We start from the raw sequence: 23,465 nt of genomic DNA on the forward strand, positions 1-23,465 counted from the left end.
CCGACGGGGCCGGGCAGGGCTGGAGTTTCCGGGGGCTGGGGAGGCCCCCGGTGGGGAGGGAGACAGATGACGTACGGAAACGGCAGCGCGGATCCGGGGAGATCCGGCGGCGCCACGGTCACCGTGGTGATGCCCACCTACAACGAAGCGGCCAACCTGCCGCGGATCGCCGAGCTGGTGCTCGGGCAGCCCGTCGAGGGGCTGGAGTTGAAGATCGTCGACGATTCGAGTCCGGACGGCACCGGGCGGATCGCCGACGAGCTCGCCGAGAAGTACAACGCCGACGGGCGGCGCCGGATGAGCGTGCTGCACCGGGTGGAGAAGGACGGGCTCGGGCGGGCGTACGCGGCCGGGATGAGCGCGGCCGTCGCCGAAGGGGCCGCGTACGTCGTGCAGATGGACGCCGACGGCTCGCACCCGGCGGAGGCGCTGCCGCGGATGCTGGCCGCGGCCCGGGAGTCGGGCGCGGGGCTCGTCATCGGCAGCCGGTACGTCGACGGCGGCTCGCTCGACGAGGAGTGGGGCTGGCACCGCAAGGCCCTGTCGCGGTTCGCCAACGGGTACGCGCGCACCATTCTCGGCACCAAGCAGATCTCCGACCTCACCGCAGGGTTCACCATGTGGCGCTCCGACGTGCTGGCCGCGGTCGACGTGACGTCGCTGGACAGCGCCGGGTACAGCTTCCAGGTGGAGCTCAAGTACAAGGCCGTACGCGGGGGCTGCCAGGTCGTCGAGGTGCCGATCCGGTTCGAGGAGCGCACCGAGGGCGAGTCGAAGATGAGCCTCGGTACGCAGATCGAGTCGGCGATGATCCCGCTGCGCCTGCGTCGCCGCTACCGCTGATGGGGGGCCGGCACGGGGGCGCCCCGTCCGCACTGGGCAGGCTGTACGCCGAGATCGCCAAGTTCGGCGTGGTCGGCCTGCTCGGCATCGTCGTGAACCTCGCGGCGTTCAATCTGCTGCGCTGGGCCACGGACCTGCAGACGGTGCGCGCCAGTGTCGCCGCCACCGCGATCGCGATCGTCGGCAACTACATCGGCTTCCGGTACTTCACGTACCGCGGCCAGGAGTCGGGGCGCAGCCTGCGGCGGGAGGCGGCGCTGTTCGCGTTCTTCAGCGCCGTCGGCCTGCTCATCGAGAACGGGGTGCTGTTCGGGGCGACGTACGGGCTCGGCCTGCACGACGCCCTGTGGAGCAACTTCTTCAAGTTCGGCGGCATCGGCGTCGCGACCCTGTTCCGCTTCTGGTCGTACCGCACCTGGGTGTTCAAGAGCGCGCCCCAGGTGTCGGTCGTCGTCCGCCACGGCTACGACGCGGCCGGGCTCGTCGAGTCGGTCGAGGAGACGATGACGCTGCGCGCCGTCAGCCTGCCGTCGCCGCCGCCGAGGCCTGGACCTGGCCGCGTCGGTAGATCTGCTGGAACGTGAACTCCTGGAGGTCGTCGCCCAGCGTGAACAGGGCGGTGTCCTTCTTGGTGGCGTCCGTGCCGTTCGTGCGGCCGCCGTTGGTGAAGTACGCGTAGCGGCCGAACGCGCGCGCCGTCGTACGGCACACCGTCGTACGGCAGAACGTGGGCACGCCGGAGCCGGGGAGCGAGACGATGGTGCCGTCCTCGTACTGCTCCTTGGCCCTGGCGGCCTGCGCCTTCGTGTCGAAGACGGCGACGCCGACGGTCACCGCGGAGCCGGCCTTGTAGTAGGTCGCGCGGATGACCTGCGTGCAGTCGTTCCTCTTCAGGACGGCGGCCAGGCCCTTCTGCGCCACGGACGAGCAGTCCTTGGTGCTGCTGGTCGCGCCCTTCTTGTAGACGCGGTCGCCCATGGTGAGCGTCGTGCCGGGGAAGAGCGTGTCCGCGCCGAGCGGGGCCTTGTCCTTGTCGGCGCTGTTGATGAAGTCGTTCGGGTCGAGCGGCGGCGGCGCCGACGTCTCCGCGAAGGACGGGCCGGGGGTCCGGTCCTCACTGGGGATGTCCGCGGTGCTCGGCAGCTGCTCGGCGGGCTTGTTGCCGGCCTCGCTGTCCTTGTTCGCCGAGACGATGCCCCAGGCCACGGCCGAGCCGACGGCGAGCGTCGCCACCGCCGCGCCGCCGATGAGGAGCCAGCGCTTCTTGCGCGCCCGCGCCTCGGACGCCTCGGCCAGGGCCGCCCAGTCCGGCGCGTTTCCGTTGCCACTCGGGCCCCACTGGGGTCCCCCTTGCCCGAAACTCATGGTGCGCATCTTAGAGGTGCGCGGTGACAGGCATGGCGTCGCTGCCCGCGTCGCCTTCCGCCCCTACCGTGAGCCGTATGAATGCGGTCAAATCACCTGTGATCGGTTGGCTGTTGAGGCCCGCTCCGGGCGCCGCGTGGGGTGCCCTGGGGATCGTGCTCGCCGCGCTTCCCGTCCACGCCGCGCTCAAGGCACCCGGCGGCGGCATGGACAACGGCATCGTCGTGCGGGCCGCCGACGGCTGGCTGCACGGCGGATCCCCGTACGCCGATCCGCACTTCCTCTACTTCCCGAGCGCCGTGCTGGCCGCCGTGCCGCAGGCGCTGCTGCCGGCCGGCGTGCTGCGCCTCGCGGTGCCCGTGCTCGTGACGGCGGGGCTCGTCGGCGCGTGGGCGTGCGCGCTGCGGGTGCACGGCGTCGTGTGGCGCAGCCGGTTCGCCGTGCTCGGGCTGCTCGCGCTCGCGGCCGGCTTCGCGCCCTTCGCGCACCTGGTGCACCTCGGCAACTGGACCGTGACCGCCGCCCTCGCCCTGCCCTGCGCCCTGCTGTGCGCGGTACGGGGCCGCTGGCTCGCGGCCGGCGCGGTGGTCGGCGCCGCCCTCGCCCTGAAGCCGCTGCTCGCCCCGGTCGCGCTCCTCTTCGTGTTCGCGCGGCAGTGGCGCGGGCTCGCCGCCCTCGTCCTCGTACCCGCCGCGGCGTCGGCCGCGGCCGCCCTCGCGATGCCCGACCCGGCGGGCTTCTTCACCCGCACCCTGCCCTTCCTGCTGCGCGGCGACGACGGCTTCGTACGGCTCTACGAGGCATCGCCCGGCGCCGTCCTCGCGCGGCTCGGCGTTCCCGCGGGCGCGGCGACCGCCCTCGCGGCGGCGGGGGCGGCGGCCGGGGTGTGGTGCGCCTGGCGGCGGTGGGGCCGCGGCGACGCGGGGCCGCAGCGGGTCTGCGAGACCGCGGTGCTCCTGATGCTCTCCGCATTTCTCGTCTCCCGGCCGTCGTACGACCACTACCTCCTGGTCGCCGTGCCGCTGCTGCTCGCGGGGGCCCTGGAGCGCGGTGCCGCGGCCCGCGACCCGTGGCTGTGGGCGGCGCTGCTGCCGCAGGTGCCGGGGATCACCTGGCCCTGGCTCGACACCGGGGTGCGCCGGGCGTTCCTGGACTGCGCGACCCTGTGCGGCCTGGTCGTCACCGTCGGGCTTCGTGGTGCGCGCCGCGCCCCGGCTAACCTGGAAGCTTCCGGCACGGCAGGACCGACCACGGTCCCCGGCTCCCGGGACGACCGCGTTTTGACCCGTACGGGGCGGCGCGGGTAGTCTGCCTAGTCGTTATGTGTATTGGTTCGCTCATTCTCATGTGAGTCGCCCGTACACGGGTTCCCTGGAGCAGTTACCAGTGGGCGGCATACGGGCGCTGAACCCGGCACTGTCGTCCCCAGCTGCACGATCGCTTCAGTGATGCCAATTTCAGCACCCATCCACTGAAGAAGAAGGCTGCTAAGTGCGTACGTACAGCCCCAAGCCCGGCGATGTGACTCGCCAGTGGCACGTCATCGACGCGCAGGACATCGTCCTGGGCCGTCTGGCCACCACTGCCGCGACCCTCCTCCGTGGCAAGCACAAGCCGACCTATGCCCCGCACATGGACATGGGCGACTTCGTCGTCATCATCAACGCCGACAAGGTTCACCTGTCCGGCAACAAGAAGACCCAGAAGATGGCGTACCGCCACTCCGGCTACCCGGGTGGTCTGCGCTCCGTCCGTTACGACGAGCTTCTGGCGAAGAACCCCGAGAAGGCCGTCGAGAAGGCCATCAAGGGCATGCTTCCGAAGAACACGCTCGGCCGTCAGATGCTCTCGAAGCTGAAGGTCTACTCGGGCGACCAGCACCCGCACGCTGCCCAGCAGCCGGTGCCGTTCGAGATCACCCAGGTCGCGCAGTAGTTCCGGCCACACCCCCAAAGACAGAAAAGAATCTGAGGAGCATCGTGGCCGAGACCACCGCCGAGACGCCGGTCGAAGAGATCGTCGACGTCGAGAGCTACACCACCGAGTCGGACGCGCCTGTCGAGGGCGAGTACACCTCGGAGTCCAACCCCGCCCGCTTCGGCGACCCGCAGCCGGCCGCCGGCCTGGGCCGCCGCAAGAACGCCATCGCGCGCGTTCGCATCGTGCCCGGCACCGGCAAGTGGAAGGTCAACGGGCGCACGCTCGAGGACTACTTCCCGAACAAGGTCCACCAGCAGGAAGTCAACGAGCCCTTCAAGGTGCTCGAGCTCGACGGCCGCTACGACGTCATCGCCCGCATCTCGGGTGGCGGCGTCTCCGGCCAGGCCGGCGCCCTGCGTCTCGGTGTCGCCCGCGCCCTGAACGAGGCCGACGTCGAGAACAACCGCCCGGCGCTCAAGAAGGCCGGTTACCTCAAGCGTGACGACCGTGCGGTCGAGCGCAAGAAGGCCGGTCTCAAGAAGGCCCGCAAGGCCCCGCAGTACAGCAAGCGCTAAATCTCGCTGCCTGCTTGTTTTTCCCGTTCGCCCCGGCGGCACCTTCCGTGCCGCCGGGGCGTTCGGCTTATGGACGACATGAAGTTGTGGAGGACACCAAGTGGGACGACTCTTCGGCACGGACGGCGTGCGCGGTGTCGCCAACGCGGACCTGACGGCCGAGCTCGCGCTCGGCCTCTCGGTCGCCGCGGCGCACGTACTCGGCGAAGCGGGCTCCTTCGAGGGGCACCGTCCGGTGGCGGTCGTCGGCCGTGATCCGCGGGCCTCGGGCGAGTTCCTGGAGGCCGCGGTCGTCGCGGGCCTGGCCAGCGCGGGCGTCGACGTCCTGCGCGTCGGTGTGCTGCCCACCCCCGCGGTGGCGTATCTCACCGGTGCGCTGGGAGCCGACCTCGGCGTGATGCTCTCCGCGAGCCACAACGCCATGCCGGACAACGGCATCAAGTTCCTCGCCCGCGGCGGCCACAAGCTGGACGACACCCTGGAGGACCGCATCGAGTCGGTCTACGAGGAGCACCGCACCGGCGCTCCCTGGGACCGCCCGACAGGTGCCGGCGTCGGCCGGGTGAAGTCGTACGACCAGGGGCTCGACCAGTACATCGCGCACCTCGTGGGCGTTCTGCCGAACCGGCTCGACGGGCTGAGGATCGTCCTCGACGAGGCGCACGGCGCCGCGTCCCGCGTCTCGCCCGAGGCGTTCACCCGTGCCGGCGCCGAGGTGGTCACGATCGGCGCCGATCCCGACGGGCTCAACATCAACGACGGGTGCGGCTCCACGCACCTCGACCTCCTCAAGGCCGCCGTCGTCGAGCACCAGGCCGACTTCGGTATCGCGCACGACGGGGACGCCGACCGCTGCCTCGCCGTGGACCACACCGGCTCCGAGGTGGACGGCGACCAGATCATGGCCGTCATCGCCCTGTCGATGCGCGAGCGCGGCGCCCTGCGCGCCGACACCGTTGTCGCGACCGTCATGTCGAACCTCGGCCTGAAGCTGGCCATGGAGCGCGAGGGCATCAACCTCGTGCAGACCGCGGTCGGCGACCGGTACGTCCTGGAGAACATGAAGGAGCACGGCTACGCGCTTGGCGGCGAGCAGTCCGGCCACGTCATCGTGCTCGACCACGCCACGACCGGTGACGGCACGCTGACCGGCCTGCTGCTCGCGGCCCGGGTCGCGCAGACCGGCCGGACGCTGCGGGACCTCGCGGGCGTCATGGAGCGCCTGCCGCAGGTGCTCATCAACGTCCCCGACGTCGACAAGTCGCGGGTCGCCACGTCGGCCGAGCTGACCGCCGCCGTGAAGGACGCCGAGCGCGAACTGGGTTCCACCGGCCGGGTGTTGCTGCGCTCGTCGGGCACCGAGCCGCTGGTGCGTGTGATGGTCGAGGCCGCGGACATCGAGCAGGCCCGCTCGGTCGCAGGACGCCTCGCCGACGTCGTGAAGTCGGCGCTGGGCTAGATCTTGTTGCGCTTCCTGGCCCAGAAGAGCTTCTGGGCCAGGAGCGTCAGCGTGCCGGACAGGACGATGCCGCCCAGGTTGGCCAGGAGCTGGCCCGTCGAACCCCACGTCTGGGCGTAGTCCTTGTAGCTGAAGGCGACCGCGGCGTTCGCGGCGGCCGGGACCGTCGTCACCGAGATGGCCACGCCGATCAGGGCGCCCGACTTCGCCGACGTGAGGGACAGCGTGCCCGCGATGCCCGCGAGGAACGCCACCACGAACGACATCCAGTCCGGCTGCCAGATGAACGCCGTGTTCGGGCGGTCGCCCTCGACCATCGACCTGGAGAACAGGCCGAAGGTGTCCATCAGCCAGCTGAACCCCGCGGTCGCCACCATCGCCAGGGCGAAGCCCGCGAGCAGCGCCCACAGCGAGCGCCAGACCAGGACCGGCGCGCGCTGCACCAGCGCCGTGGAGATCCCGGCCAGCGGGCCGAACTCCGGCCCCACCGCCATCGCGCCCACGATCAGGATCGCGTTGTCGAGCATGACACCGCACGCGGCGAGCATCGTGGCGACGGCGAGGAACGCCACGTAGGTCACCGAGAGCGTCGACTCCTCGTGCGTGGCGTCCGCCAGCTGCTCCCACAGGACCGCGTCCGCGCCCTCGCCCGGTGCCTCGTCCTCCGCCTTGTCGGCGCGCAGCGACAGGGACAGGTCGATGTTCTCGACCGCGATCGACCCGCACTTGTCGAGCTCCAACTCGCGCAGCCCGCCGATGAGTTCGTCACCCGCCTCGCGGGCGACATCGCACATGACGACGTCGCCCGCGGGGTTGCGGGCCGCGCCCGGCACCACCGCCAGATGCGTGGTGCCGACGGTCTTCTCGATCAGACGCACCACGTCGTCCGTCTTGTCCGGCGGGGTGATCAGACGCAGATGCAGCATGCGCGTAACCGTAACGGGCGCTCAGAGCTTTCGGAGCCGCAGCCGCTGCACCTTGTGGTCGGGGCCCTTGCGCACGACGAGGGTGGCGCGGCCGCGCGTGGGGGCCACGTTCTCCAGGAGGTTGGGCCGGTTGATGGTGCGCCAGGTCGTGCGCGCGTAGTCGAGCGCCTCCTCCTCCGAGACCTGCGTGTACTTGCGGAAGTACGAGGACGGGTCCTGGAAGGCCGTCGAGCGCAGCTTCAGGAAGCGGTTGAGGTACCAGCGCTCGATGTCCTCCTCGCGCGCGTCCACGTACACGCTGAAGTCGAAGTAGTCGGCGAGGCCGACGCGGGTGCGGCCGTCCTTGCCGGGCAGGGCGGGCTGGAGCACGTTCAGGCCCTCGACGATGAGGATGTCGGGGCGGCGCACGGTGAGCGTCTGCGTGGGGTCGATGTCGTAGATCAGGTGCGAGTAGACGGGGGCCGTCACCTCGTCCTTGCCGGCCTTCACGTCGGCGACGAACCGGGTCAGGGCGCGGCGGTCGTACGACTCCGGGAAGCCCTTGCGCGACATCAGGCCGCGGGCCTCCAGCTCCTTGGTGGGCAGCAGGAAGCCGTCGGTCGTGACGCGGGCGACGCGCGGGTGCTCCGGCCAGCGCGACAGCAGGGCCTGGAGGAGACGGGCGACGGTGGACTTGCCGACGGCGACGGAACCGGCAACCCCTATGACGAACGGGGTGCCGGTCTGGGCGGCCTTCTCGTTCGTGTCGCCGAGGAACGTGTTGAGCGCGCCCCGCAGGCCGTCGGTGGCGCCCACGTACAGATTGAGGAGCCGGGACAGCGGCAGATAGATGTCGCGCACCTCGTCGAGGTCGATGACGTCACCGAGACCGCGCAGCCGCTCCACCTCCTCGGCGGTCAGCGGCAGCGGCGTCTTGTCACGCAGCGCGCTCCACTCGGTTCGGGTGAGGTCGACGTAGGGAGTCACCTCCGGCTTCTGCCGGTGGGTGCTCCGGGAGACCGGAGAGATCACAGTCCATTGTTACGGCTGTGTGGACGGAGCGGGGCGTGGGGTGCGTCACGCCGGGCCGTGGCGGGCCGAACACAGCGCGGTCACAGGTATGGACCTGGCGTGGAGGCGGCGATACCTTCCGGGGAACCGCGGGGCACCGGCGCCCGTGCGGGACGGGAGGGAAACCGTCATGACCGTGTTGCGCGTTCCCCGTTTCGCCCGTGTACGGGGGAGATCCCGCGCCGCGTCGGACGGCGACGAGTGGGCGGGCCGCGTCCGCAGCGAGCTGGCCCTCGACCTGCCCGACGAGGACATAGGCGAGGACCTCGACGACTGCCTCGACCTGTACGAGATGGGCAGCAAGCCGCGCTGCGAGGAAGCCGAGTACCTGGGGCTCGTCCAGGACGCGCGGGACAGGCTCCTGTGGGGGCACTGACCGCGGTCGTACGCTGCCGCCTATGTGCGGAATCGTGGGATACGTAGGTCATCAGTCGGCTCTCGACGTCGTCCTCGCGGGGCTGAAACGCCTGGAGTACCGCGGCTACGACTCGGCCGGGGTGGCCGTGGTCGCGGACGGTGCGCTGGACTCCCGCAAGAAGGCCGGCAAGCTCGCCAACCTGGAGAAGGAACTGGTCGACCGGCCGCTGCCGGCCGGTCCCGCCGGGATCGGGCACACCCGCTGGGCCACGCACGGCGGCCCCACGGACGCCAACGCGCACCCGCACCTGGACAACGCGTCCCGGGTCGCCGTCGTCCACAACGGCATCATCGAGAACTTCGCCGCCCTGCGCGCCGAACTGGCCGGGCGCGGGCACGCCCTCGCCTCCGAGACGGACACCGAGGTCGTGGCGCATCTGCTGGCCGAGGAGTTCACGGGGGATCTCGCGGAGGCGATGCGGGCCGTGTGCCGTCGCCTGGAGGGCGCGTTCACGCTGGTCGCGGTGCACGCGGACGTGCCGGACGTGGTGGTGGGCGCGCGCCGGAACTCGCCGCTGGTGGTCGGGGTCGGCGAGGGCGAGGCGTTCCTCGCGTCGGACGTGGCGGCCTTCATCGCGCACACCCGCTCCGCGATCGAGCTGGGCCAGGACCAGGTGGTCGAGCTGCGCCGCGACGGGGTGACGGTGACGGACTTCGAGGGGCGCGCCGCCGATGTTCGCAGGTATCACGTCGACTGGGACGCCTCCGCCGCCGAGAAGGGCGGCTACGACTACTTCATGCTCAAGGAGATCGCCGAGCAGCCGAAGGCGGTCGCGGACACGCTGCTCGGCCGGATCGGCGCGGAGGGCCAGCTGACGCTGGACGAGCTGCGTATCCCGACGCAGGTGCTCCGCATGGTCGACAAGGTCGTCATCGTCGCGTGCGGTACGGCGTTCCACGCGGGCCTGATCGCCAAGTACGCCATCGAGCACTGGACCCGTGTCCCGTGCGAGGTGGAGCTGGCGAGCGAGTTCCGCTACCGGGATCCGATCCTGGACGCCCGTTCGCTGGTGATCGCGATCTCGCAGTCCGGCGAGACCATGGACACGCTGATGGCACTGCGGCACGCGCGCGAGCAGGGGGCGACGGTGCTCGCCATCTGCAACACGAACGGTTCGACGATCCCGCGCGAGTCGGACGCGGTCCTCTACACGCACGCCGGTCCCGAGGTCGCGGTCGCCTCGACCAAGGCCTTCCTGACGCAGCTCGTCGCCTGCTACCTGGTGGCGCTGTACCTCGGGCAGGTGCGCGGCACCAAGTGGGCCGACGAGATCCTCGCGGTCGTACGGGACCTCGCGCGCATCGGCGAAGAGGTCGAGCGGGTCCTGGAGACGATGGAGCCGGTCCGCGAGCTGGCCCGGTCGCTGGCCGGGGCGGACACCGTCCTCTTCCTCGGCCGCCATGTGGGCTACCCGGTCGCCCTGGAAGGCGCGCTGAAGCTCAAGGAACTCGCGTACATGCACGCCGAGGGGTTCGCCGCCGGTGAGCTGAAGCACGGGCCGATCGCGCTGATCGAGGAGGGCATGCCGGTCGTCGTGGTCGTCCCGTCGCCGCGCGGCCGCTCGGTGCTGCACGACAAGATCGTCTCCAACATCCAGGAGATCCGGGCGCGCGGGGCGCGGACCATCGTGATCGCGGAGGAGGGCGACGAGGCGGTCGTCCCGTACGCGGACCACCTGGTACGGGTACCGGCGACGCCGACGCTGCTCCAGCCGCTGGTGGCGACGGTCCCGCTCCAGGTCTTCGCGTGCGAGCTGGCCACGGCGCGGGGCAACGAGGTGGACCAGCCGCGGAACCTGGCGAAGTCGGTGACCGTGGAGTGAGTTCCGTAGGGTGCTCGGCATGAGCATCATCGGGGTCGGTATCGACGTGGCCGAGATCGAGCGGTTCGCGGCGTCCCTCGAGCGGACGCCCGGGATGGCCGAGCGGCTGTTCGTGCCGGGGGAGTTGCTGCTGCCGAGCGGCGAGCGACGCGGGGTCGCGTCGCTCGCCGCCCGGTTCGCCGCGAAGGAGGCCGTCGCGAAGGCGCTGGGCGCGCCGGCGGGGTTGCGCTGGACCGACGCGGAGGTCTTTGTCGAGGAGAGTGGGCAGCCCCGGTTGCGGGTGTCGGGCACGGTGGCTGCGCGCGCCGCCGAGCTGGGGGTGCGGGGGTTTCATGTCTCGCTGAGCCACGATGCGGGGGTCGCGTCCGCTGTGGTGGTGGCGGAGGGGTGAGGGGCGCTGCGTGTTCGTCGCCGGGTGCCGCTGGGTGGGGGCTGGTCGCGCAGTTCCCCGCGCCCCTGAAATGCAGGCGCTGCGCGCCGCATTTCCCCGATAAAGGCTAGGCGCGTCTTCGTGAACGTACCCCTGAGATGGCGCACGAAGTGCGCATCTCAGGGGCGCGGGGAACTGCGCGACCAGCCCCCACCGACCTGCAGACGCCCCGCGGCGGAACGCGGCAGACGCTCACGCGTGCCGGACGTCCCGCCACACCTCCGGAATGGCCGAGGCGACATCCTGCGCAGACACGGGCGCTCCGGCAGCCGCCCGGCGGGCCGCCAGCCCATGGATGTACGCGCCCACAGATGCCGCGTCCCCCGGCCGGAGGCCCGCCGCCAGGAGAGAACCCGTCAGGCCCGACAGGACGTCGCCGCTGCCCGCGGTGGCGAGCCACGGCGTGCCCGTCGGGTTGACCCGGGTCGGGGCGTCGGGCGAGGCGACCAGGGTCGTCGAGCCCTTGAGGAGCACCGTGGCCCGGTAGCGGGACGACAACTGCCGTACGGACGAAAGGCGTTGGGACTCGATCTCCGTGCGGGCCGTGCCGAGGAGCGCCGCCGCCTCGCCCGCGTGCGGCGTGAGCACGGTCGGAGCCGTCCGGGTGCGGATCACGTCCGGGTCCGCGAGCCGCAGCCCGTCCGCGTCGATGAGCACCGGCACGTTCGACGCCAGGACGTCGAGGATGCCCGATGTGTCGTCGCCCAGGCCGGGGCCGATCACCCAGGACTGGACGCGGCCCGCTTTCGCGGGTGGCCCCGCCGAGACCAGGGTCTCCGGGAAGCGGGCCAGGACCGCGTCCGCCGCAGGTCCCACGTAGCGGACCGCGCCCGCCCCGCCGTGCAGCGCCCCGGCCACCGCCAGGACCGCCGCCCCGGGATAGCGCGCCGAGCCCGCGACGACACCGACGACGCCCCGCTTGTACTTGTCGCTCTCGCCGGTCGGCCGGGGCAGCAGCTCGGCGACGTCCGCGTGCTGGAGCGCCTCCAACCGGGCGTCCCCGTAAGGGAGTTCGAGGCCGATGTCGATCAGGCGGAGCGCCCCCGCGTACTCGTGCGCCGGATCGATCAGGAGGCCGGGCTTGTACGTGCCGAACGTGACCGTCGCGTCCGCCCGCACCGCCTCGCCCCGCACCTCGCCGGTGTCCGCGTCCACCCCGCTCGGCAGGTCCACCGAGACGGTCAACCCCCGGGCAGCTTCGGCCAGTTGGGCCGCGCGGGGGCGAAGCCCGCCCTTGCCGCCGATGCCCACGATGCCGTCGACGACGAGGTCGGCGCGGCCCACCAGGCCCGGCGCCGCGTCCGACTCCGCGTCGAGCACCGCGCCGCCCGCCGCGCGGAGCGCCTTGAGGCCTCCGGCGTGGGCCCGCTCCGGCGACAGCAGGACGGCGGTCACGCCCGCGCCGCGGCGGGCCAGGCGGGCGCCCGCGTACAGGGCGTCGCCGCCGTTGTCCCCGGAGCCGACGAGCAGCGCGATCCGGGAGCCGTACACCTTTCCGAGCAGTTCGGCGCAGGCGGCGGCGAGTCCGGCCGCCGCCCGCTGCATCAGCGTTCCTTCGGGCAGCCGCGCCATCAGTGCGCGTTCGGCTGCCCTGACCGTCTCGACGTCGTAGGCGACTCGCATGTCATCGAGTGTCCCCCAAGAGGTGGGTGCGCAGCAGGTCGGCAGCCTCGGCGGGGTGGGTGGACCAGGCGTTGTGCGCGCCGGGGAAGTGGGCGAGCGGAATGCCGAGGCGCTCCGCGAGCAGGGCCGCCGGACGGTACGGCAGATGTCCGCGCGTCGCCGTGCCCGCCGCGAGGGTCAGCCGGTCGCGGGCCGCGGCCAGCGCGGCCAGGTCCGGTTCGTACGCCGCGAAGCTGCGGTGCTCGTACTGGATCGCCAGGGGTGCGTTGGCCAGGAGGCGTTGTCTCATCTCCCGTATACGGGAAGGGAGTTCGCCCTGGTGCGGCGGTGCGGGGAGCATCACCGGGCCGACGCCCGCGAGGAAGCGGGCGCCCGCCGCTTCCAAGCCCCGCGCCTGGAACGTCTCGTACACCTCCTGGAAGAACGCCGCCTGCTCGGCCGCGTCCGGCAGCACGCTCCACGACGGCGGCTCGTACGCGAGCACGCGCGCGAGGCGCCCGGGATGCCGCGACAGGAGGTCGAGGGCGACGATCGCGCCGCTGGAGACGCCCGCCACGTACGCCGGTTCGCCGGGGGAGACCGCGTCGAGGAGGCGGAGCGCGTCGTCGGCGTGGACCGGGACCCACTGCTCGGCCGGCGGGCCGTCCAGGGCGCTGCGCGAGTAGCCGCGCGGGTCGTGCGTGACCACGGTGAAGTCGGCGGCCAGGGCGTCCGCGACCGGGTCGAGGACCGCCGCGTCGCCGCCCGCGCCGGGCAGCAGGAGGAGCGCCGGGCCCGCGCCGCGTGTCTCGTGGTACAGGGTCGCGCCCGGGACGCGCAGGGTGTGCGAGGTGATCAACGCGCTTCTCCCGTCGGCCAGTTGGTGAGCATCACGTGCAGCGCCTCCAGGGCGCTCGCCCACGTCTCCTCCACGTCCCTGCGGTGCCGGAAGCCGCCCGCGAGTTCGAGGGTGACGAAGCCGTGGAAGGTGCTGCGCAGGACGCGCCCCGCGTCCGTGAGGTGCGGCTCCGCCAGGCCGTACCCCTGGAGCAGGGCGTAGGTGCAGGTGAGGTTGCGGCGCAGGCCCGGGTGTTCGTCGAGGGCCGACGGGTCGAGTTCCAGCTGCGTCGCCGCGTACCGGCCCGGGTGTTCCAGGGCGAAGGCGCGGTACGCGTGCCCGAAGGCGAGCAGCGCGTCCCGCCCGGCCCGGCCCGCGAGCGCGTCCGCGATCCGGTCGGCGAGGTCGAGGCCGGACAGGATCGCGACCCGGGTGCTCAGCTCGGTCAGGCCCTTGACGTGCGCGTACAGGCTCGCGTCCTTGACGCCGAAGCCGCGGGCGAGCGCGGCGATGGTGATGTGCTCGAAGCCGACGGTGTCCGCGAGGTCGGCGGCGGCCGCCACCACCCGCTCCGTCGTCAGACCCGCTCTGGCCATCATGCGCGCACCACCCGTTTCCTTCATTGCCTAATGCCCCTAGGTTTTTGTCTACGGTACCTAGGTTCAGCCGGGCCGATCAACGGCTTTTCGGGGGACCCGGCCGCGCGGCGTCCCCCGCGGGCGGGCCGCAGCGGGTTTCCCTCGGCCCATGACCAGCACCCCCGTGCGCGGCGCCCTGGCCGCGCTGCTCGCCCTCGCCGCCGCGCTGCCGGCCGGCCCCGCCTTCGCCGACCCGGGCCCGCCGCTGCCCGCCCCGGCGAGCACCGCGCTCGTCCCGGGCGTCCCGTTCGCGTACCACCCCTGGCAGCTGGACACCCCGGACCAGGTGCTGCCGCCGCGCGTGTACGAGCCGAGCGCCGCCGAGGACGCGATCGAGCCGTACGAGCCGGCGCCGTACGCCGCGGCCGACGACACCGTCGAGTTCGTGCCGCCGAGCGAGGTGCAGCGCGCGCCCGCCGTCGCGACCTGCACCAAGAAGACCGGCCCCTACCAGCGCCAGGTCGAGCGCTGGCTGAAGCTGAAGGTCGACGGCCGGCAGTCCGCCGCCGACTGCAAGGCGATCCGCGCCTTCCAGACCAAGCAGGGCATCCGCCCCGACATCGGCTTCGCCGGGCCGGTCACCTGGGGCCGGATGCGCGCCATCAGCGCCCGCAAGAACCCGAACGCGGCGAAGAAGTGCCCCACGCGCGCGTACCGCCTCGCCTGCGTCGACCTGCCGCGCCAGCTGATGTGGGTCAGCAAGGGCAAGAAGATCGTCTACGGGCCGGTCCCGATCCGCAGCGGACGCGCCGGGAACGCGACCCGCGCGGGCTGGCACAAGATCTACTGGAAGCACAAGAACCACTGGTCGACGCTGTACAACACCCCCATGCCGTACAGCCAGTTCTTCAGCGGCGGCCAGGCCTTCCACGCCATCTACGGCAACATCTACAGCCCGCCCGGCTCGCGCGGCTGCGTCAACCTGCGCCTCTCCGACGCCAAGAAGCTCTGGGGCGTGCTGAAGAAGGGCGACCGCGTGTACGTGTGGGGCCGCAAGCCCGGTACCTGAGCGCCTGAGGGGTTGTCCGGCCCCTCTGAGAGACTGGGCCCACCATGAACGAGAACGTGACTGCCCCGCTCCGCGCCCGCGCCGAGATCGATCTGGCCGCACTGAAGGCCAACGTGCGGTCCCTGCGCGCCCATGCGCCGGGGGCCGCGTTCATGGCCGTGGTGAAGGCGGACGCGTACGGGCACGGCATGCTCCCGGTGGCCCGCGCCGCCCAGGAGGCGGGCGCCGAGTGGATCGGCACCGCCACCCCAGAGGAGGCCCTGGAGCTGCGCGCGGCCGGGATCACCGGCCGCATCCTGTGCTGGCTGTGGGTGCCCGGCGGGCCCTGGCGCGAGGGCATCGAGGCCGGTCTCGACATGGCGGTCAGCGGCATGTGGGCGCTGCGCGAAGTCACCGAAGCGGCGCGGGAGTCGGGGCGCACCGCCCGCATCCAGCTCAAGGCCGACACCGGGCTCGGGCGCAACGGCTGCCTGCCGGCCGACTGGCCCGAGCTCGTGGGCCAGGCCCTGAAGGCGCAGGAGGACGGCCTCGTCACCGTCACCGGGCTCTGGTCGCACTTCGCGTGCGCCGACGAGCCGGGGCACCCGTCGATCGCCGCGCAGCTCGCCTCGTTCCGCGAGATGGTGTCGTACGCGCAGGCGCAGGGCGTCACCCCCGAGGTGCGGCACATCGCGAACTCGCCGGGGACGCTCACGCTCCCCGAGACCCACTTCGACCTCGTCCGCCCCGGCATCGCGATGTACGGGATCTCGCCGAGCCCCGAGCTCGGCACGCCCGCCGACTTCGGGCTGCGCCCCGTCATGACCCTGAAGGCGAATCTCGCGCTCGTGAAGCACGCGCCGGGTGGACTCGGCGTCAGTTACGGGCATCACTACGTCACACCGGGCGCGACGACCCTCGGGCTCGTCCCGCTCGGCTACGCGGACGGCATCCCGCGGCACGCCTCCGGCACCGGGCCTGTCCTGATCGCGGGCAAGCGGCGCACGGTCGCCGGGCGGGTCGCGATGGACCAGTTCGTCGTCGACCTCGGCGGCGACGAGCCGGCCGCCGGGGACGAGGCGGTGCTCTTCGGGCCGGGCGACGCGGGCGAGCCGACCGCCGAGGACTGGGCGGCCGCGTCGGGGACCATCGCGTACGAGATCGTCACGCGGATCGGTTCGCGCGTTCCCCGCGTCTATGTGGACAGCGGGGCAGCGGACGGCGCGTGACCCTCGACACGGGTTACGCGGTGGCCGCCCCGGCTATGGCTATGTGAAGCACGGCTGTGTGAAACACGGACCGTACGGGACACCCGGCAGGGCAGCGCACGACGAGGGAGCGGCACGTGAGCGAGGACACCGCACAGGCCACGGCGGCCGTCGCCGAAGCCGCGGCTTCGGGCAGCTGGCGCCGGGCCGGCCTCGCGGGCGCCGCGATCGGCGTCGTCGCCGCGGGCGCGGCCGCCGGAGTCGCGATCGAGCGGCTCACCGTGGGGCGCGGCATGCGCCGCAAGGCCCGCCTCGCCCTGGACGCCTCGGGCCCGTACGGGGCGCTGCGCGGCACGCCCGGCACGGCCCGGGGCGACGACGGCACCGAGCTGTACTACGAGGTGGACGAGGTCGAGCCGGAGAGCGGCGGCGGCCCGCGCAGACGGCGTCTGTTCGGCCGCAAGGACCCGGCGGAGGTCACCGTGGTCTTCAGCCACGGCTACTGCCTCAACCAGGACTCCTGGCACTTCCAGCGCGCGGCGCTGCGCGGCGTCGTGCGCTGCGTGTACTGGGACCAGCGCAGCCACGGCCGTTCGGGGCGCGGCACGGAGCAGGTGGAGCAGGGGCTTCCGGTCACCATCGACCGGCTCGGCTGCGACCTCAAGGCCGTCATCGACGCGGCCGCTCCCGAGGGCCCGATCGTCCTCGTCGGCCACTCCATGGGCGGCATGACCCTGATGGCGCTGGCCGACCAGTGCCCCGAGCTGATCCGCGAGCGCGTCGTGGGCGTCGCCCTCGTCGGTACGTCGTCGGGGAAGCTCGGCGAGGTCAATTACGGGCTTCCGGTCGCCGGGGTCAACGCGATCCGGCGGGTCCTGCCCGGCGTCCTGAAGGCGCTCGGGCAGCGGGCGGAGCTGGTCGAGAAGGGGCGCAGGGCCACCGCCGACCTGTTCGCGGGGATCATCAAGCGGTACTCGTTCGCCTCGCGGGACGTCGACCCGGCGGTCGCCCGGTTCGCGGAGCGGATGATCGAGGGGACGCCGATCGACGTGGTCGCCGAGTTCTACCCGGCGTTCCAGGAGCACGACAAGACGGCCGCCCTGAACCACTTCGCGGACCTTCCCGTGCTCGTCCTCGCCGGGGAGCAGGATCTGGTGACGCCGAGCGAGCACAGCGAGGCCATCGCGGCGCTGCTGCCGGAGGCCGAGTTCGTGCTCGTACCGGACGCCGGACACCTCGTGATGATGGAGCACCCGGAGGTCGTCACGGACCGTCTCGCCGACCTCCTGGCCCGCGCGGGAGCACTGTCCGCAGCCGCTACCGTGGGTTCCTATGGAGACACCGGCAGCACCGCACAGCCCGGCGGCTGAACCCGCCACCGTCCTCACGGTCACCGTCACCGTCACCTCCCCGGACGAGATGCAGGAGTTGGGACGCGGCCTGGCCAAACAGCTGCGCCCCGGAGACCTCGTGATGCTCACCGGGGAGCTGGGCGCGGGCAAGACGACGCTGACCCGCGGCCTCGGTGCGGGCCTGGGCGTGCGGGGCGCGGTGACCTCACCGACGTTCGTGATCGCCCGGGTGCATCCGCACCTGTCGGGCGGGCCCGCCCTGGTCCACGTCGACGCGTACCGCCTGGGTGGCGGGCTCGACGAGATGGAGGACCTCGACCTCGACGTGTCCCTGCCGGACTCGGTCGTCGTCGTGGAGTGGGGTGACGGCAAGGTCGAGGAGCTCTCCGACGACCGGCTGCACGTGATCATCGACCGGGCCACGGGGGACACCACGGACGAGATCCGGGTCGTGACCCTGAACGGGATCGGCGAGCGGTGGGCCGGGTCGGATCTGGGGGCGCTGGCGGGCTGAGGCCCGTCGGCCGTATCCCGACACTTATCCCGACAGCGCGTCGGCAAAATGTTGCGCGACGCGCTGTCGGCGTGTTCACATGGAGGTCCACCTTGGTTAGGTCTACCTAACCACGTCTGCTTCGGCGGCCTCGGGAGGCGTCCATGTCTGCGTCGGAACGTGCCGTACGGCCGGGTGTGCCGCGTCCGGTGTCGATGCGGGAGCTGTTGGCGGCCGGGGCGGCGGCTCGGGCGGTTTCGACGCCGCCGGTCGCGCCGCGGGTTCGGCGGCGGGACGACAAGGTGCGGCCCGACGCCGTCTAGGTCGCGGGGCTCTGCCCCGGACCCCGCTCCTCAATCGCCGGAGGGGCTTGATGTGGCCGGAGCCCCGCTCGATGGGCCGAGGGGCTCAAGCTCGATGGGCCGAGGGGCTCAGGCATGACCTAGCGGACGACGACTACCTTGCGGCCGATCGTCGCGAAGTCCCACATCAGGGTGCCGTTGGCGCGGGACTCCCGGATGCCGCCCGTCTGCTTCGACGGGTCCGGCTTCGGGGTCGAGCCGTCGACCGCCGCGCTGAAGCCGATCGCCACGCCGTTCGTCGTCGCGAAGCGGACCACGTGCTCGATCGCCACCCCGTCGGTGCCGGTGATGGTGCCGGAGCGCGACGTCACCGTGTAGGTGCCGACGGCCGGGTCCACGGTTCCGGGCGTGACCTCGTACGTACGCGGCTTGCTGCCCGGCGTGACCAGCCACACGCGGTCCTCGCCCAGCGAGTAGACGACGCGCTCGCCCTTGCCGGACTGCGCGGGCAGCGCCGCCGGGTCGGACTTGTGCTCGGGGGACTTGGAGGCCGACGCCGACGGGCTCGTGTCCTTCGCCTTGCCGAGGTCGGCCGGCGCGTTCGCCGACGCCTGGTACGCGAGGAAGCCGACCACGGCGAGCGCGCCCGCCGTCAGCGCGGTCACGAATCCGGTGCTGCTCCGTGCCACCAGGTGCCTGCCTCTCAAGTACGTCGCCAGAAGGCTCCCCGTGACGGTAGCACCGGGGCCGGGCCCGCTCCGGTTGTGCGGGAGTGCGGACGTGTCAGCCTCCGGAGCGCCGTAGGCTGTTTGCGTGCTGTTGCTCGCGCTGGATACCGCCACCCCCGCCGTCACCGTCGCGCTGCACGACGGGACCTCCGTCGTCGCCGAGTCGAGTCAGGTCGACGCCCGCAGACACGGGGAGCTGCTGCTCCCCGCCGTCGACCGGGTGCTCGCCGAGGCCGGGGTGAAGCTCGACGCCGTGACCGGGATCGTCGTGGGCGTCGGCCCGGGACCGTACACCGGACTGCGGGTCGGCCTGATGACCGCCGACACGTTCGGGTTCGCGCTCGGCGTTCCCGTGCACGGGGTGTGCACGCTGGACGGGCTCGCCTACGAGGCGCAGATCGAGGGCCCCTTCGTCGTCGCCACCGACGCGCGGCGCAAGGAGGTCTACTGGGCCAGGTACGAGGACGTGCGGACTCGTGTTTCCGAGGCTGCCGTCGACCGGCCCGGGGACATCGCCGAGCAGGTCGCCGGGCTGCCCGCGGTCGGCGCCGGAGCGGTCCTCTACCCGGACACGTTCCCCGACGCCCGCGGGCCCGAGCACGTGTCCGCCGCCGCGCTCGCCGCCTTCGCCGCCGAGAAGCTCGCCGCCGGTGAGGAACTGCTCGAACCGCGGCCGCTGTACCTGCGCCGCCCCGACGCGCAGGTCCCCAAGAACTACAAGGTGGTCACCCCCAAGTGACGTCCGTGGACGTTGAGCTGCGCGAGATGCGCTGGTGGGACATCGATCCCGTGCTCGCCCTGGAGAAGGACCTCTTCCCGGACGACGCCTGGTCGCGCGGCATGTTCTGGTCCGAGCTCGCGCACGCCCGCGGCGTCGGGTCGTCGCGGCGGTACGTGGTCGCGTACGAGGGCGAGCGGCTCGTCGGGTACGGCGGGCTCGCCGCCTCCGGGGACCTGGCCGACGTGCAGACCATCGCCGCCGCCCGCGACCACTGGGGCACCGGGCTCGGCGCCCGGCTGCTCACCGAACTCCTGCGGCACGCCACCGCCTTCGAGGTCGCCGAGGTGATGCTCGAAGTACGCGTCGACAACACCCGGGCGCAGAAGCTCTACGAGCGCTTCGGCTTCGAGCCGATCGGCTTCCGCCGCGGCTACTACCAGCCGGGCAACGTGGACGCCCTCGTGATGCGCCTGACCACCACCAACACCGTGAGTGAAGAGAAGAAGCATGGCTGACGAACCGCTCGTCCTCGGCATCGAGACCTCCTGCGACGAGACCGGCGTCGGCATCGTCCGCGGCACCACCCTGCTCGCCGACGCCGTCGCCTCCAGCGTCGACGAACACGCCCGCTTCGGCGGCGTCGTCCCCGAGGTCGCCTCCCGCGCGCACCTCGAGGCGATGGTGCCGACCATCGAGCGCGCCCTGAAGGACGCGGGGGTGAGCGCGAAGGACCTCGACGGGATCTCGGTGACCGCCGGGCCCGGCCTCGCGGGCGCCCTGCTCGTCGGCGTCAGCGCCGCGAAGGCGTACGCGTACGCCCTCGGCAAGCCGCTCTACGGCGTCAACCACCTCGCCTCGCACATCTGCGTCGACCAGCTGGAGCACGGCAAGCTGCCCGAGCCGACGATGGCCCTGCTGGTCTCCGGCGGCCACTCCTCGCTGCTGCTGTCCACCGACATCACCTCCGACGTGCGGCCGCTCGGCGCGACGATCGACGACGCGGCGGGGGAGGCCTTCGACAAGATCGCGCGGGTGCTCAACCTCGGCTTCCCGGGCGGTCCCGTCATCGACCGGTACGCGCGCGAGGGCGACCCGGACGCGATCGCCTTCCCGCGCGGGCTCACCGGTCCGCGCGACCCCGCGTACGACTTCTCCTTCTCCGGTCTGAAGACCTCCGTCGCGCGCTGGATCGAGGCCAGGCGGGCCGCCGGCGAGGACGTGCCGGTGCGCGACGTGTCGGCGTCCTTCCAGGAGGCCGTCGTGGACGTGCTCACGCGCAAGGCCGTACGGGCCTGCAAGGACGAGGGTGTCGACCACCTGATGATCGGTGGCGGTGTCGCCGCCAACTCGCGGCTGCGCGCGCTCGCCGAGGAGCGCTGCGAGCGGGCCGGGATCCGGCTGCGCGTGCCGCGCCCCAAGCTGTGCACGGACAACGGCGCGATGGTCGCCGCCCTCGGCGCCGAGATGGTGGCCAGGAACCGGGCGGCCTCGTCGTGGGACCTGTCCGCGGACTCGTCGCTTCCGGTGACGGAGCCGCATGTGCCGGGGCACCACCACCACGACCACGTGCACGAGGTCAGCAAGGAGAACCTGTACTCGTGACGGTCGCGCTGATGTGGGAGGCCCGGGCCGTCGACGGCCGCGGCGAGGAGCTGCTGACCTGGGCCCGGGCGCAGGTCCTCGAACGGGAGCCGGTGCGGCGCGAGACGTTCCGCGCGCCGCAGGACCGGGTCCTCGTCATCACCTGGTGGGACGCGGAGTACGACGCCGTCCTGCCCGAACTCCCGGAACCCGACGGCGAGTTGGTGACGCGGGCCGTGCACCGGTGGCGGTTCGAGGCCGTCTGAGGGGCTGTCGCGCGCGCCTGAGAAGCTCGTGAGATTTCCGAATCGGTGACGCCAAGTGGTTTACCGCCGTAATAATTCGGACTTACGTTCCCTGTGTGACTGACAAGAAAAGGTTCCGTGCGCGCACGGTGAAGGCGGTGGCGATCGCCTTCGGCTGTGTCGTCGTTCTCGGCGGAGCCGCGGGTGGCTGGGCGTACTGGCACCTGGAGAGCAACATACGCAGCGTCGACATCGACAAGGCGCTCGGCGACGACCGGCCGGCCCGCGTCGACCTGGTCGCCGCCTCGCCGTCGGCGTCGGCCTCCGCGTCGCCGGAGCCGGTCGAGACGGGGGTCCTCAACATCCTCGTCCTGGGCTCCGACTCGCGCAGCGGCAAGGCGAACAAGGCGCTCGGCGGCGGCGACAGCGGCGGCGCCCGCTCGGACACCGCGATGGTCGTGCACCTGAACGCCGACCGGAGCGAGGCCACCGTCGTCTCCATCCCGCGCGACACCCTCGTCGAGCGTCCGTCCTGCCCGACGGAGTCCGGGGGGACGACCGCGGTCGCGTACAACGTCATGTTCAACAGCGCCTACTCGGTGGGCGGTCCGGTCTGCGCGGTGAAGACCGTCGAGCACCTCACCGGCGTACGGATGGACCACTTCCTGGAGATCGACTTCGCGGGGTTCGCGAAGCTCGTCGACGCGCTCGGCGGCGTCGACGTCACCACGGACGAGGACATCGACGACGACCTCAGTCATCTGCACCTGACGGCCGGCGAGCACCACCTCGGCGGCAAGCGCGCCCTCGCCTTCGCGCGCACCCGGCACGGCGTCGGCGACGGCAGCGACCTCGGCCGCATCAAGCTCCAGCAGCAGCTGGTGAAGTCCCTTGCGGACGGGGTGTCCGGGAGCGGGCTGCTCACCGACCCGGCCCGCCTCTACCGGGTCGCCGACGCCGCGACCGGCAGCCTCACGGCCGACACCGGACTCGACTCGCTGAGCGAACTCTCCGGTCTGGCACGGAGCCTGAGCGGTCTGTCCTCCGAGTCCGTCAAGACCGTGATGATGCCGGTCGTGCCCGCCCCGTCCGACGCCAACCGGGTCGTCGCCGAGCAGCCCGGGGCGCGTGAGCTGTGGGAGTCCCTGCGCTGAGGCGGAGGCCCGAGTGACGGGCTCCGGCCGGAGCCTTGGGGAAATCGCACGTCAACTGGCCATGGCTGCGGGGTACTTCGGCGCCACGTACGTCAACAGGTAGCGCCAGTACAGAAGTTGCCGCACCTCGCTGCCCGGCAGCAGCCGCGCCGCCTGTTCCCGCACCTCCGGCAGCGTCATCCGCGGTTCCCTGACCGGCGCCCTGGGCGGCGCGGCGGGCAGGCCCCGGGCGCGCTCGGCGCCGTACACCGCGAGCCGCGCCACCGCGTTCGCCGGGACCGCGGCGACGTCCCACGCGGTGACCCCGGCATGGCAGCCGAGGACGAGCAGCCGGCCGCCGGGCGCGAGGGCCGCGCGCAGCCGGGTGAGCGTCGTGAACGGCATGTGGTGCAGGGAGGCGAGGCAGCTGATGACGTCGTAGTGGGCGGCCGGAAGATCGGCCCGCGAGGCGTCCGCGAGCCGGTAGCGGGGGCCGCCGCCCATGGCCTCGGCGGCCGCGAGCGTCGCCGGATCCGGGTCGAGCGCGTCGACCCGGTAGCCGCGCGCCACGAGCCGCCGCGCGAAACGGCCCGTGCCGCAGCCGACGTCGAGCGCGGTGCGGCCGTGCGCGGGCAGGTGCCGCAGGAGGAGGCGGTGGTAGTGGTCGTTGTGGTCGAACGCCATGGGGAGCGACCCTGGCACGCGGCGCATGAGGGCGACGTAAGCACCGGCGTGAACGCCGAGGTCAGCGGGCGGAAAAAAACTTCTTCGAAAAAATCGGCGGTGGTGTCGATGCGGCCGCCGCCCGTTCGACGTATGAGTGAGAGG

General features: G+C 72.3%; 27 protein-coding genes. 19 read left to right on the forward strand and 8 right to left on the reverse strand.

Going from position 1 to position 23,465, the window contains the following annotated elements:
* Nucleotides 1-66: 66 nt before the first annotated feature.
* Nucleotides 67-843, forward strand: a complete 777-nt coding sequence (locus tag AB0L37_RS07860) for a polyprenol monophosphomannose synthase (RefSeq protein WP_365501501.1) — start codon at nucleotides 67-69, stop codon at nucleotides 841-843.
* Nucleotides 843-1,427, forward strand: coding sequence for a GtrA family protein (locus AB0L37_RS07865; RefSeq protein WP_365501503.1), 585 nt, complete (start codon nucleotides 843-845; stop codon nucleotides 1,425-1,427). The genes AB0L37_RS07860 and AB0L37_RS07865 overlap by 1 nt, the downstream gene beginning before the upstream one ends.
* Here the strand turns inward: AB0L37_RS07865 and AB0L37_RS07870 are convergent.
* Nucleotides 1,363-2,208, reverse strand: coding sequence for a hypothetical protein (locus AB0L37_RS07870; protein WP_365501505.1), 846 nt, complete (start codon nucleotides 2,206-2,208; stop codon nucleotides 1,363-1,365). The two genes, AB0L37_RS07865 and AB0L37_RS07870, sit on opposite strands and share 65 nt — an antisense overlap.
* A gap of 77 nt (nucleotides 2,209-2,285) precedes the next feature.
* Between AB0L37_RS07870 and AB0L37_RS07875 the strand changes: the two genes are divergently transcribed.
* The 4 genes from AB0L37_RS07875 (at nucleotide 2,286) to glmM (ending at nucleotide 6,162) form a co-directional block, all read left to right on the forward strand.
* A complete protein-coding gene (locus tag AB0L37_RS07875) occupies nucleotides 2,286-3,515 on the forward strand; it encodes a glycosyltransferase 87 family protein (protein ID WP_365501507.1) in 1,230 nt (409 codons plus the stop codon).
* Nucleotides 3,516-3,699: 184 nt separating this feature from the next.
* Nucleotides 3,700-4,143, forward strand: a complete 444-nt coding sequence (gene rplM / locus AB0L37_RS07880) for a 50S ribosomal protein L13 (protein WP_365501509.1) — start codon at nucleotides 3,700-3,702, stop codon at nucleotides 4,141-4,143.
* A gap of 44 nt (nucleotides 4,144-4,187) precedes the next feature.
* Complete coding sequence (rpsI, locus tag AB0L37_RS07885; RefSeq protein ID WP_365501511.1) at nucleotides 4,188-4,703, forward strand: 30S ribosomal protein S9; 516 nt, start codon at nucleotides 4,188-4,190, stop codon at nucleotides 4,701-4,703.
* A gap of 100 nt (nucleotides 4,704-4,803) precedes the next feature.
* Nucleotides 4,804-6,162: a phosphoglucosamine mutase gene (gene glmM / locus AB0L37_RS07890; RefSeq protein WP_365501513.1), complete on the forward strand. Its 1,359-nt coding sequence runs from the start codon at nucleotides 4,804-4,806 to the stop codon at nucleotides 6,160-6,162.
* Here the strand turns inward: glmM and AB0L37_RS07895 are convergent.
* Both AB0L37_RS07895 and coaA read right to left on the reverse strand, forming a co-directional pair.
* On the reverse strand, nucleotides 6,159-7,088 hold the full coding sequence (locus AB0L37_RS07895; RefSeq protein ID WP_365501515.1) for a DUF389 domain-containing protein: 930 nt from the start codon (nucleotides 7,086-7,088) through the stop codon (nucleotides 6,159-6,161). The genes glmM and AB0L37_RS07895 overlap by 4 nt on opposite strands.
* Nucleotides 7,089-7,109: 21 nt before the next feature.
* A complete protein-coding gene (gene coaA / locus AB0L37_RS07900) occupies nucleotides 7,110-8,099 on the reverse strand; it encodes a type I pantothenate kinase (protein WP_365501517.1) in 990 nt (329 codons plus the stop codon).
* Nucleotides 8,100-8,268: 169 nt separating this feature from the next.
* On the opposite strand from coaA, the gene AB0L37_RS07905 reads away from it, so the two are divergent.
* The 3 genes from AB0L37_RS07905 to AB0L37_RS07915 are packed head-to-tail and all read left to right on the forward strand — an operon-like array spanning nucleotide 8,269 to nucleotide 10,769.
* On the forward strand, nucleotides 8,269-8,514 hold the full coding sequence (locus tag AB0L37_RS07905) for a hypothetical protein (RefSeq protein WP_365501519.1): 246 nt from the start codon (nucleotides 8,269-8,271) through the stop codon (nucleotides 8,512-8,514).
* Nucleotides 8,515-8,536: 22 nt separating this feature from the next.
* A complete protein-coding gene (glmS, locus tag AB0L37_RS07910; protein ID WP_365501521.1) occupies nucleotides 8,537-10,378 on the forward strand; it encodes a glutamine--fructose-6-phosphate transaminase (isomerizing) in 1,842 nt (613 codons plus the stop codon).
* A gap of 19 nt (nucleotides 10,379-10,397) precedes the next feature.
* On the forward strand, nucleotides 10,398-10,769 hold the full coding sequence (locus AB0L37_RS07915) for a holo-ACP synthase (protein ID WP_365501523.1): 372 nt from the start codon (nucleotides 10,398-10,400) through the stop codon (nucleotides 10,767-10,769).
* A 231-nt stretch (nucleotides 10,770-11,000) separates the two neighbouring features.
* Here the strand turns inward: AB0L37_RS07915 and AB0L37_RS07920 are convergent, their stop codons facing one another.
* From AB0L37_RS07920 to AB0L37_RS07930, 3 genes are read right to left on the reverse strand one after another with little or no spacing between them, the layout of a single operon-like run.
* Nucleotides 11,001-12,431, reverse strand: a complete 1,431-nt coding sequence (locus AB0L37_RS07920) for an NAD(P)H-hydrate dehydratase (RefSeq protein ID WP_365501525.1) — start codon at nucleotides 12,429-12,431, stop codon at nucleotides 11,001-11,003.
* A gap of 1 nt (nucleotide 12,432) precedes the next feature.
* Entirely contained in the window at nucleotides 12,433-13,269 is an 837-nt protein-coding gene (locus tag AB0L37_RS07925; RefSeq protein ID WP_365501527.1) for an alpha/beta hydrolase, read from the reverse strand.
* Complete coding sequence (locus AB0L37_RS07930) at nucleotides 13,266-13,844, reverse strand: TetR-like C-terminal domain-containing protein (RefSeq protein ID WP_365502093.1); 579 nt, start codon at nucleotides 13,842-13,844, stop codon at nucleotides 13,266-13,268. Before AB0L37_RS07930 ends, AB0L37_RS07925 begins: the two co-directional genes overlap by 4 nt.
* Nucleotides 13,845-13,995: 151 nt before the next feature.
* Here AB0L37_RS07930 and AB0L37_RS07935 point away from each other — a divergent pair, with 151 nt between their 5' ends.
* From AB0L37_RS07935 to AB0L37_RS07955, 5 genes are all read left to right on the forward strand, one after another.
* Nucleotides 13,996-14,895: a L,D-transpeptidase family protein gene (locus tag AB0L37_RS07935; RefSeq protein ID WP_365501529.1), complete on the forward strand. Its 900-nt coding sequence runs from the start codon at nucleotides 13,996-13,998 to the stop codon at nucleotides 14,893-14,895.
* A gap of 44 nt (nucleotides 14,896-14,939) precedes the next feature.
* Complete coding sequence (gene alr / locus AB0L37_RS07940; RefSeq protein WP_365501531.1) at nucleotides 14,940-16,103, forward strand: alanine racemase; 1,164 nt, start codon at nucleotides 14,940-14,942, stop codon at nucleotides 16,101-16,103.
* Between the two features lie 116 nt (nucleotides 16,104-16,219).
* Nucleotides 16,220-17,452, forward strand: coding sequence for an alpha/beta hydrolase (locus AB0L37_RS07945; protein ID WP_365501533.1), 1,233 nt, complete (start codon nucleotides 16,220-16,222; stop codon nucleotides 17,450-17,452).
* Nucleotides 17,415-17,948, forward strand: coding sequence for a tRNA (adenosine(37)-N6)-threonylcarbamoyltransferase complex ATPase subunit type 1 TsaE (gene tsaE, locus AB0L37_RS07950; RefSeq protein WP_365501535.1), 534 nt, complete (start codon nucleotides 17,415-17,417; stop codon nucleotides 17,946-17,948). The genes AB0L37_RS07945 and tsaE overlap by 38 nt, the downstream gene beginning before the upstream one ends.
* A gap of 143 nt (nucleotides 17,949-18,091) precedes the next feature.
* Complete coding sequence (locus AB0L37_RS07955) at nucleotides 18,092-18,250, forward strand: hypothetical protein (protein WP_365501537.1); 159 nt, start codon at nucleotides 18,092-18,094, stop codon at nucleotides 18,248-18,250.
* A gap of 119 nt (nucleotides 18,251-18,369) precedes the next feature.
* On the opposite strand, the gene AB0L37_RS07960 is transcribed toward AB0L37_RS07955, so the two are convergent.
* Nucleotides 18,370-18,918, reverse strand: a complete 549-nt coding sequence (locus AB0L37_RS07960) for a hypothetical protein (RefSeq protein WP_365501539.1) — start codon at nucleotides 18,916-18,918, stop codon at nucleotides 18,370-18,372.
* Between the two features lie 124 nt (nucleotides 18,919-19,042).
* Between AB0L37_RS07960 and tsaB the strand changes: the two genes are divergently transcribed.
* The 5 genes from tsaB (at nucleotide 19,043) to AB0L37_RS07985 (ending at nucleotide 22,658) form a co-directional block, all read left to right on the forward strand.
* Complete coding sequence (gene tsaB / locus AB0L37_RS07965) at nucleotides 19,043-19,696, forward strand: tRNA (adenosine(37)-N6)-threonylcarbamoyltransferase complex dimerization subunit type 1 TsaB (protein WP_365501541.1); 654 nt, start codon at nucleotides 19,043-19,045, stop codon at nucleotides 19,694-19,696.
* Between the two features lie 26 nt (nucleotides 19,697-19,722).
* Nucleotides 19,723-20,193 (forward strand): ribosomal protein S18-alanine N-acetyltransferase, encoded by a 471-nt coding sequence (gene rimI / locus AB0L37_RS07970; protein ID WP_365502095.1) that lies wholly within the window; start codon nucleotides 19,723-19,725, stop codon nucleotides 20,191-20,193.
* Nucleotides 20,186-21,280, forward strand: a complete 1,095-nt coding sequence (gene tsaD, locus AB0L37_RS07975; protein ID WP_365501543.1) for a tRNA (adenosine(37)-N6)-threonylcarbamoyltransferase complex transferase subunit TsaD — start codon at nucleotides 20,186-20,188, stop codon at nucleotides 21,278-21,280. The genes rimI and tsaD overlap by 8 nt, the downstream gene beginning before the upstream one ends.
* Complete coding sequence (locus AB0L37_RS07980; RefSeq protein WP_365501545.1) at nucleotides 21,277-21,525, forward strand: hypothetical protein; 249 nt, start codon at nucleotides 21,277-21,279, stop codon at nucleotides 21,523-21,525. Before tsaD ends, AB0L37_RS07980 begins: the two co-directional genes overlap by 4 nt.
* 128 nt (nucleotides 21,526-21,653) lie before the next feature.
* Nucleotides 21,654-22,658, forward strand: coding sequence for an LCP family protein (locus tag AB0L37_RS07985; protein WP_365502097.1), 1,005 nt, complete (start codon nucleotides 21,654-21,656; stop codon nucleotides 22,656-22,658).
* A 51-nt stretch (nucleotides 22,659-22,709) separates the two neighbouring features.
* Here AB0L37_RS07985 and AB0L37_RS07990 read toward each other — a convergent pair whose 3' ends face one another.
* The gene (locus AB0L37_RS07990; protein ID WP_365501547.1) at nucleotides 22,710-23,321 is read right to left on the reverse strand and encodes a class I SAM-dependent methyltransferase; all 612 of its coding nucleotides are present in this window, start codon (nucleotides 23,319-23,321) and stop codon (nucleotides 22,710-22,712) included.
* Nucleotides 23,322-23,465 lie beyond the last annotated feature (144 nt).

The sequence above is a fragment of the Streptomyces sp. NPDC052225 genome (genome assembly GCF_040679615.1).
GTDB lineage: Bacteria > Actinomycetota > Actinomycetes > Streptomycetales > Streptomycetaceae > Streptomyces.

Excerpts from the sequence above, each read along its gene's own strand:
- tsaE (WP_365501535.1), top strand. The coding sequence starts at position 17,415 with ATGGAGACACCGGCAGCACCGCACAGCCCGGCGGCTGAACCCGCCACC.
- tsaD (WP_365501543.1), top strand. The coding sequence starts at position 20,186 with ATGGCTGACGAACCGCTCGTCCTCGGCATCGAGACCTCCTGCGACGAG.
- AB0L37_RS07875 (WP_365501507.1), top strand. The coding sequence starts at position 2,286 with ATGAATGCGGTCAAATCACCTGTGATCGGTTGGCTGTTGAGGCCCGCT.
- AB0L37_RS07935 (WP_365501529.1), top strand. The coding sequence starts at position 13,996 with ATGACCAGCACCCCCGTGCGCGGCGCCCTGGCCGCGCTGCTCGCCCTC.
- AB0L37_RS07990 (WP_365501547.1), bottom strand. The coding sequence starts at position 23,321 with ATGGCGTTCGACCACAACGACCACTACCACCGCCTCCTCCTGCGGCAC.
- alr (WP_365501531.1), top strand. The coding sequence starts at position 14,940 with ATGAACGAGAACGTGACTGCCCCGCTCCGCGCCCGCGCCGAGATCGAT.
- AB0L37_RS07915 (WP_365501523.1), top strand. The coding sequence starts at position 10,398 with ATGAGCATCATCGGGGTCGGTATCGACGTGGCCGAGATCGAGCGGTTC.
- AB0L37_RS07860 (WP_365501501.1), top strand. The coding sequence starts at position 67 with ATGACGTACGGAAACGGCAGCGCGGATCCGGGGAGATCCGGCGGCGCC.
- AB0L37_RS07930 (WP_365502093.1), bottom strand. The coding sequence starts at position 13,844 with ATGGCCAGAGCGGGTCTGACGACGGAGCGGGTGGTGGCGGCCGCCGCC.
- AB0L37_RS07895 (WP_365501515.1), bottom strand. The coding sequence starts at position 7,088 with ATGCTGCATCTGCGTCTGATCACCCCGCCGGACAAGACGGACGACGTG.
- AB0L37_RS07865 (WP_365501503.1), top strand. The coding sequence starts at position 843 with ATGGGGGGCCGGCACGGGGGCGCCCCGTCCGCACTGGGCAGGCTGTAC.
- glmS (WP_365501521.1), top strand. The coding sequence starts at position 8,537 with ATGTGCGGAATCGTGGGATACGTAGGTCATCAGTCGGCTCTCGACGTC.
- AB0L37_RS07920 (WP_365501525.1), bottom strand. The coding sequence starts at position 12,431 with ATGCGAGTCGCCTACGACGTCGAGACGGTCAGGGCAGCCGAACGCGCA.
- AB0L37_RS07870 (WP_365501505.1), bottom strand. The coding sequence starts at position 2,208 with ATGAGTTTCGGGCAAGGGGGACCCCAGTGGGGCCCGAGTGGCAACGGA.
- AB0L37_RS07905 (WP_365501519.1), top strand. The coding sequence starts at position 8,269 with ATGACCGTGTTGCGCGTTCCCCGTTTCGCCCGTGTACGGGGGAGATCC.
- rimI (WP_365502095.1), top strand. The coding sequence starts at position 19,723 with ATGCGCTGGTGGGACATCGATCCCGTGCTCGCCCTGGAGAAGGACCTC.
- AB0L37_RS07955 (WP_365501537.1), top strand. The coding sequence starts at position 18,092 with ATGTCTGCGTCGGAACGTGCCGTACGGCCGGGTGTGCCGCGTCCGGTG.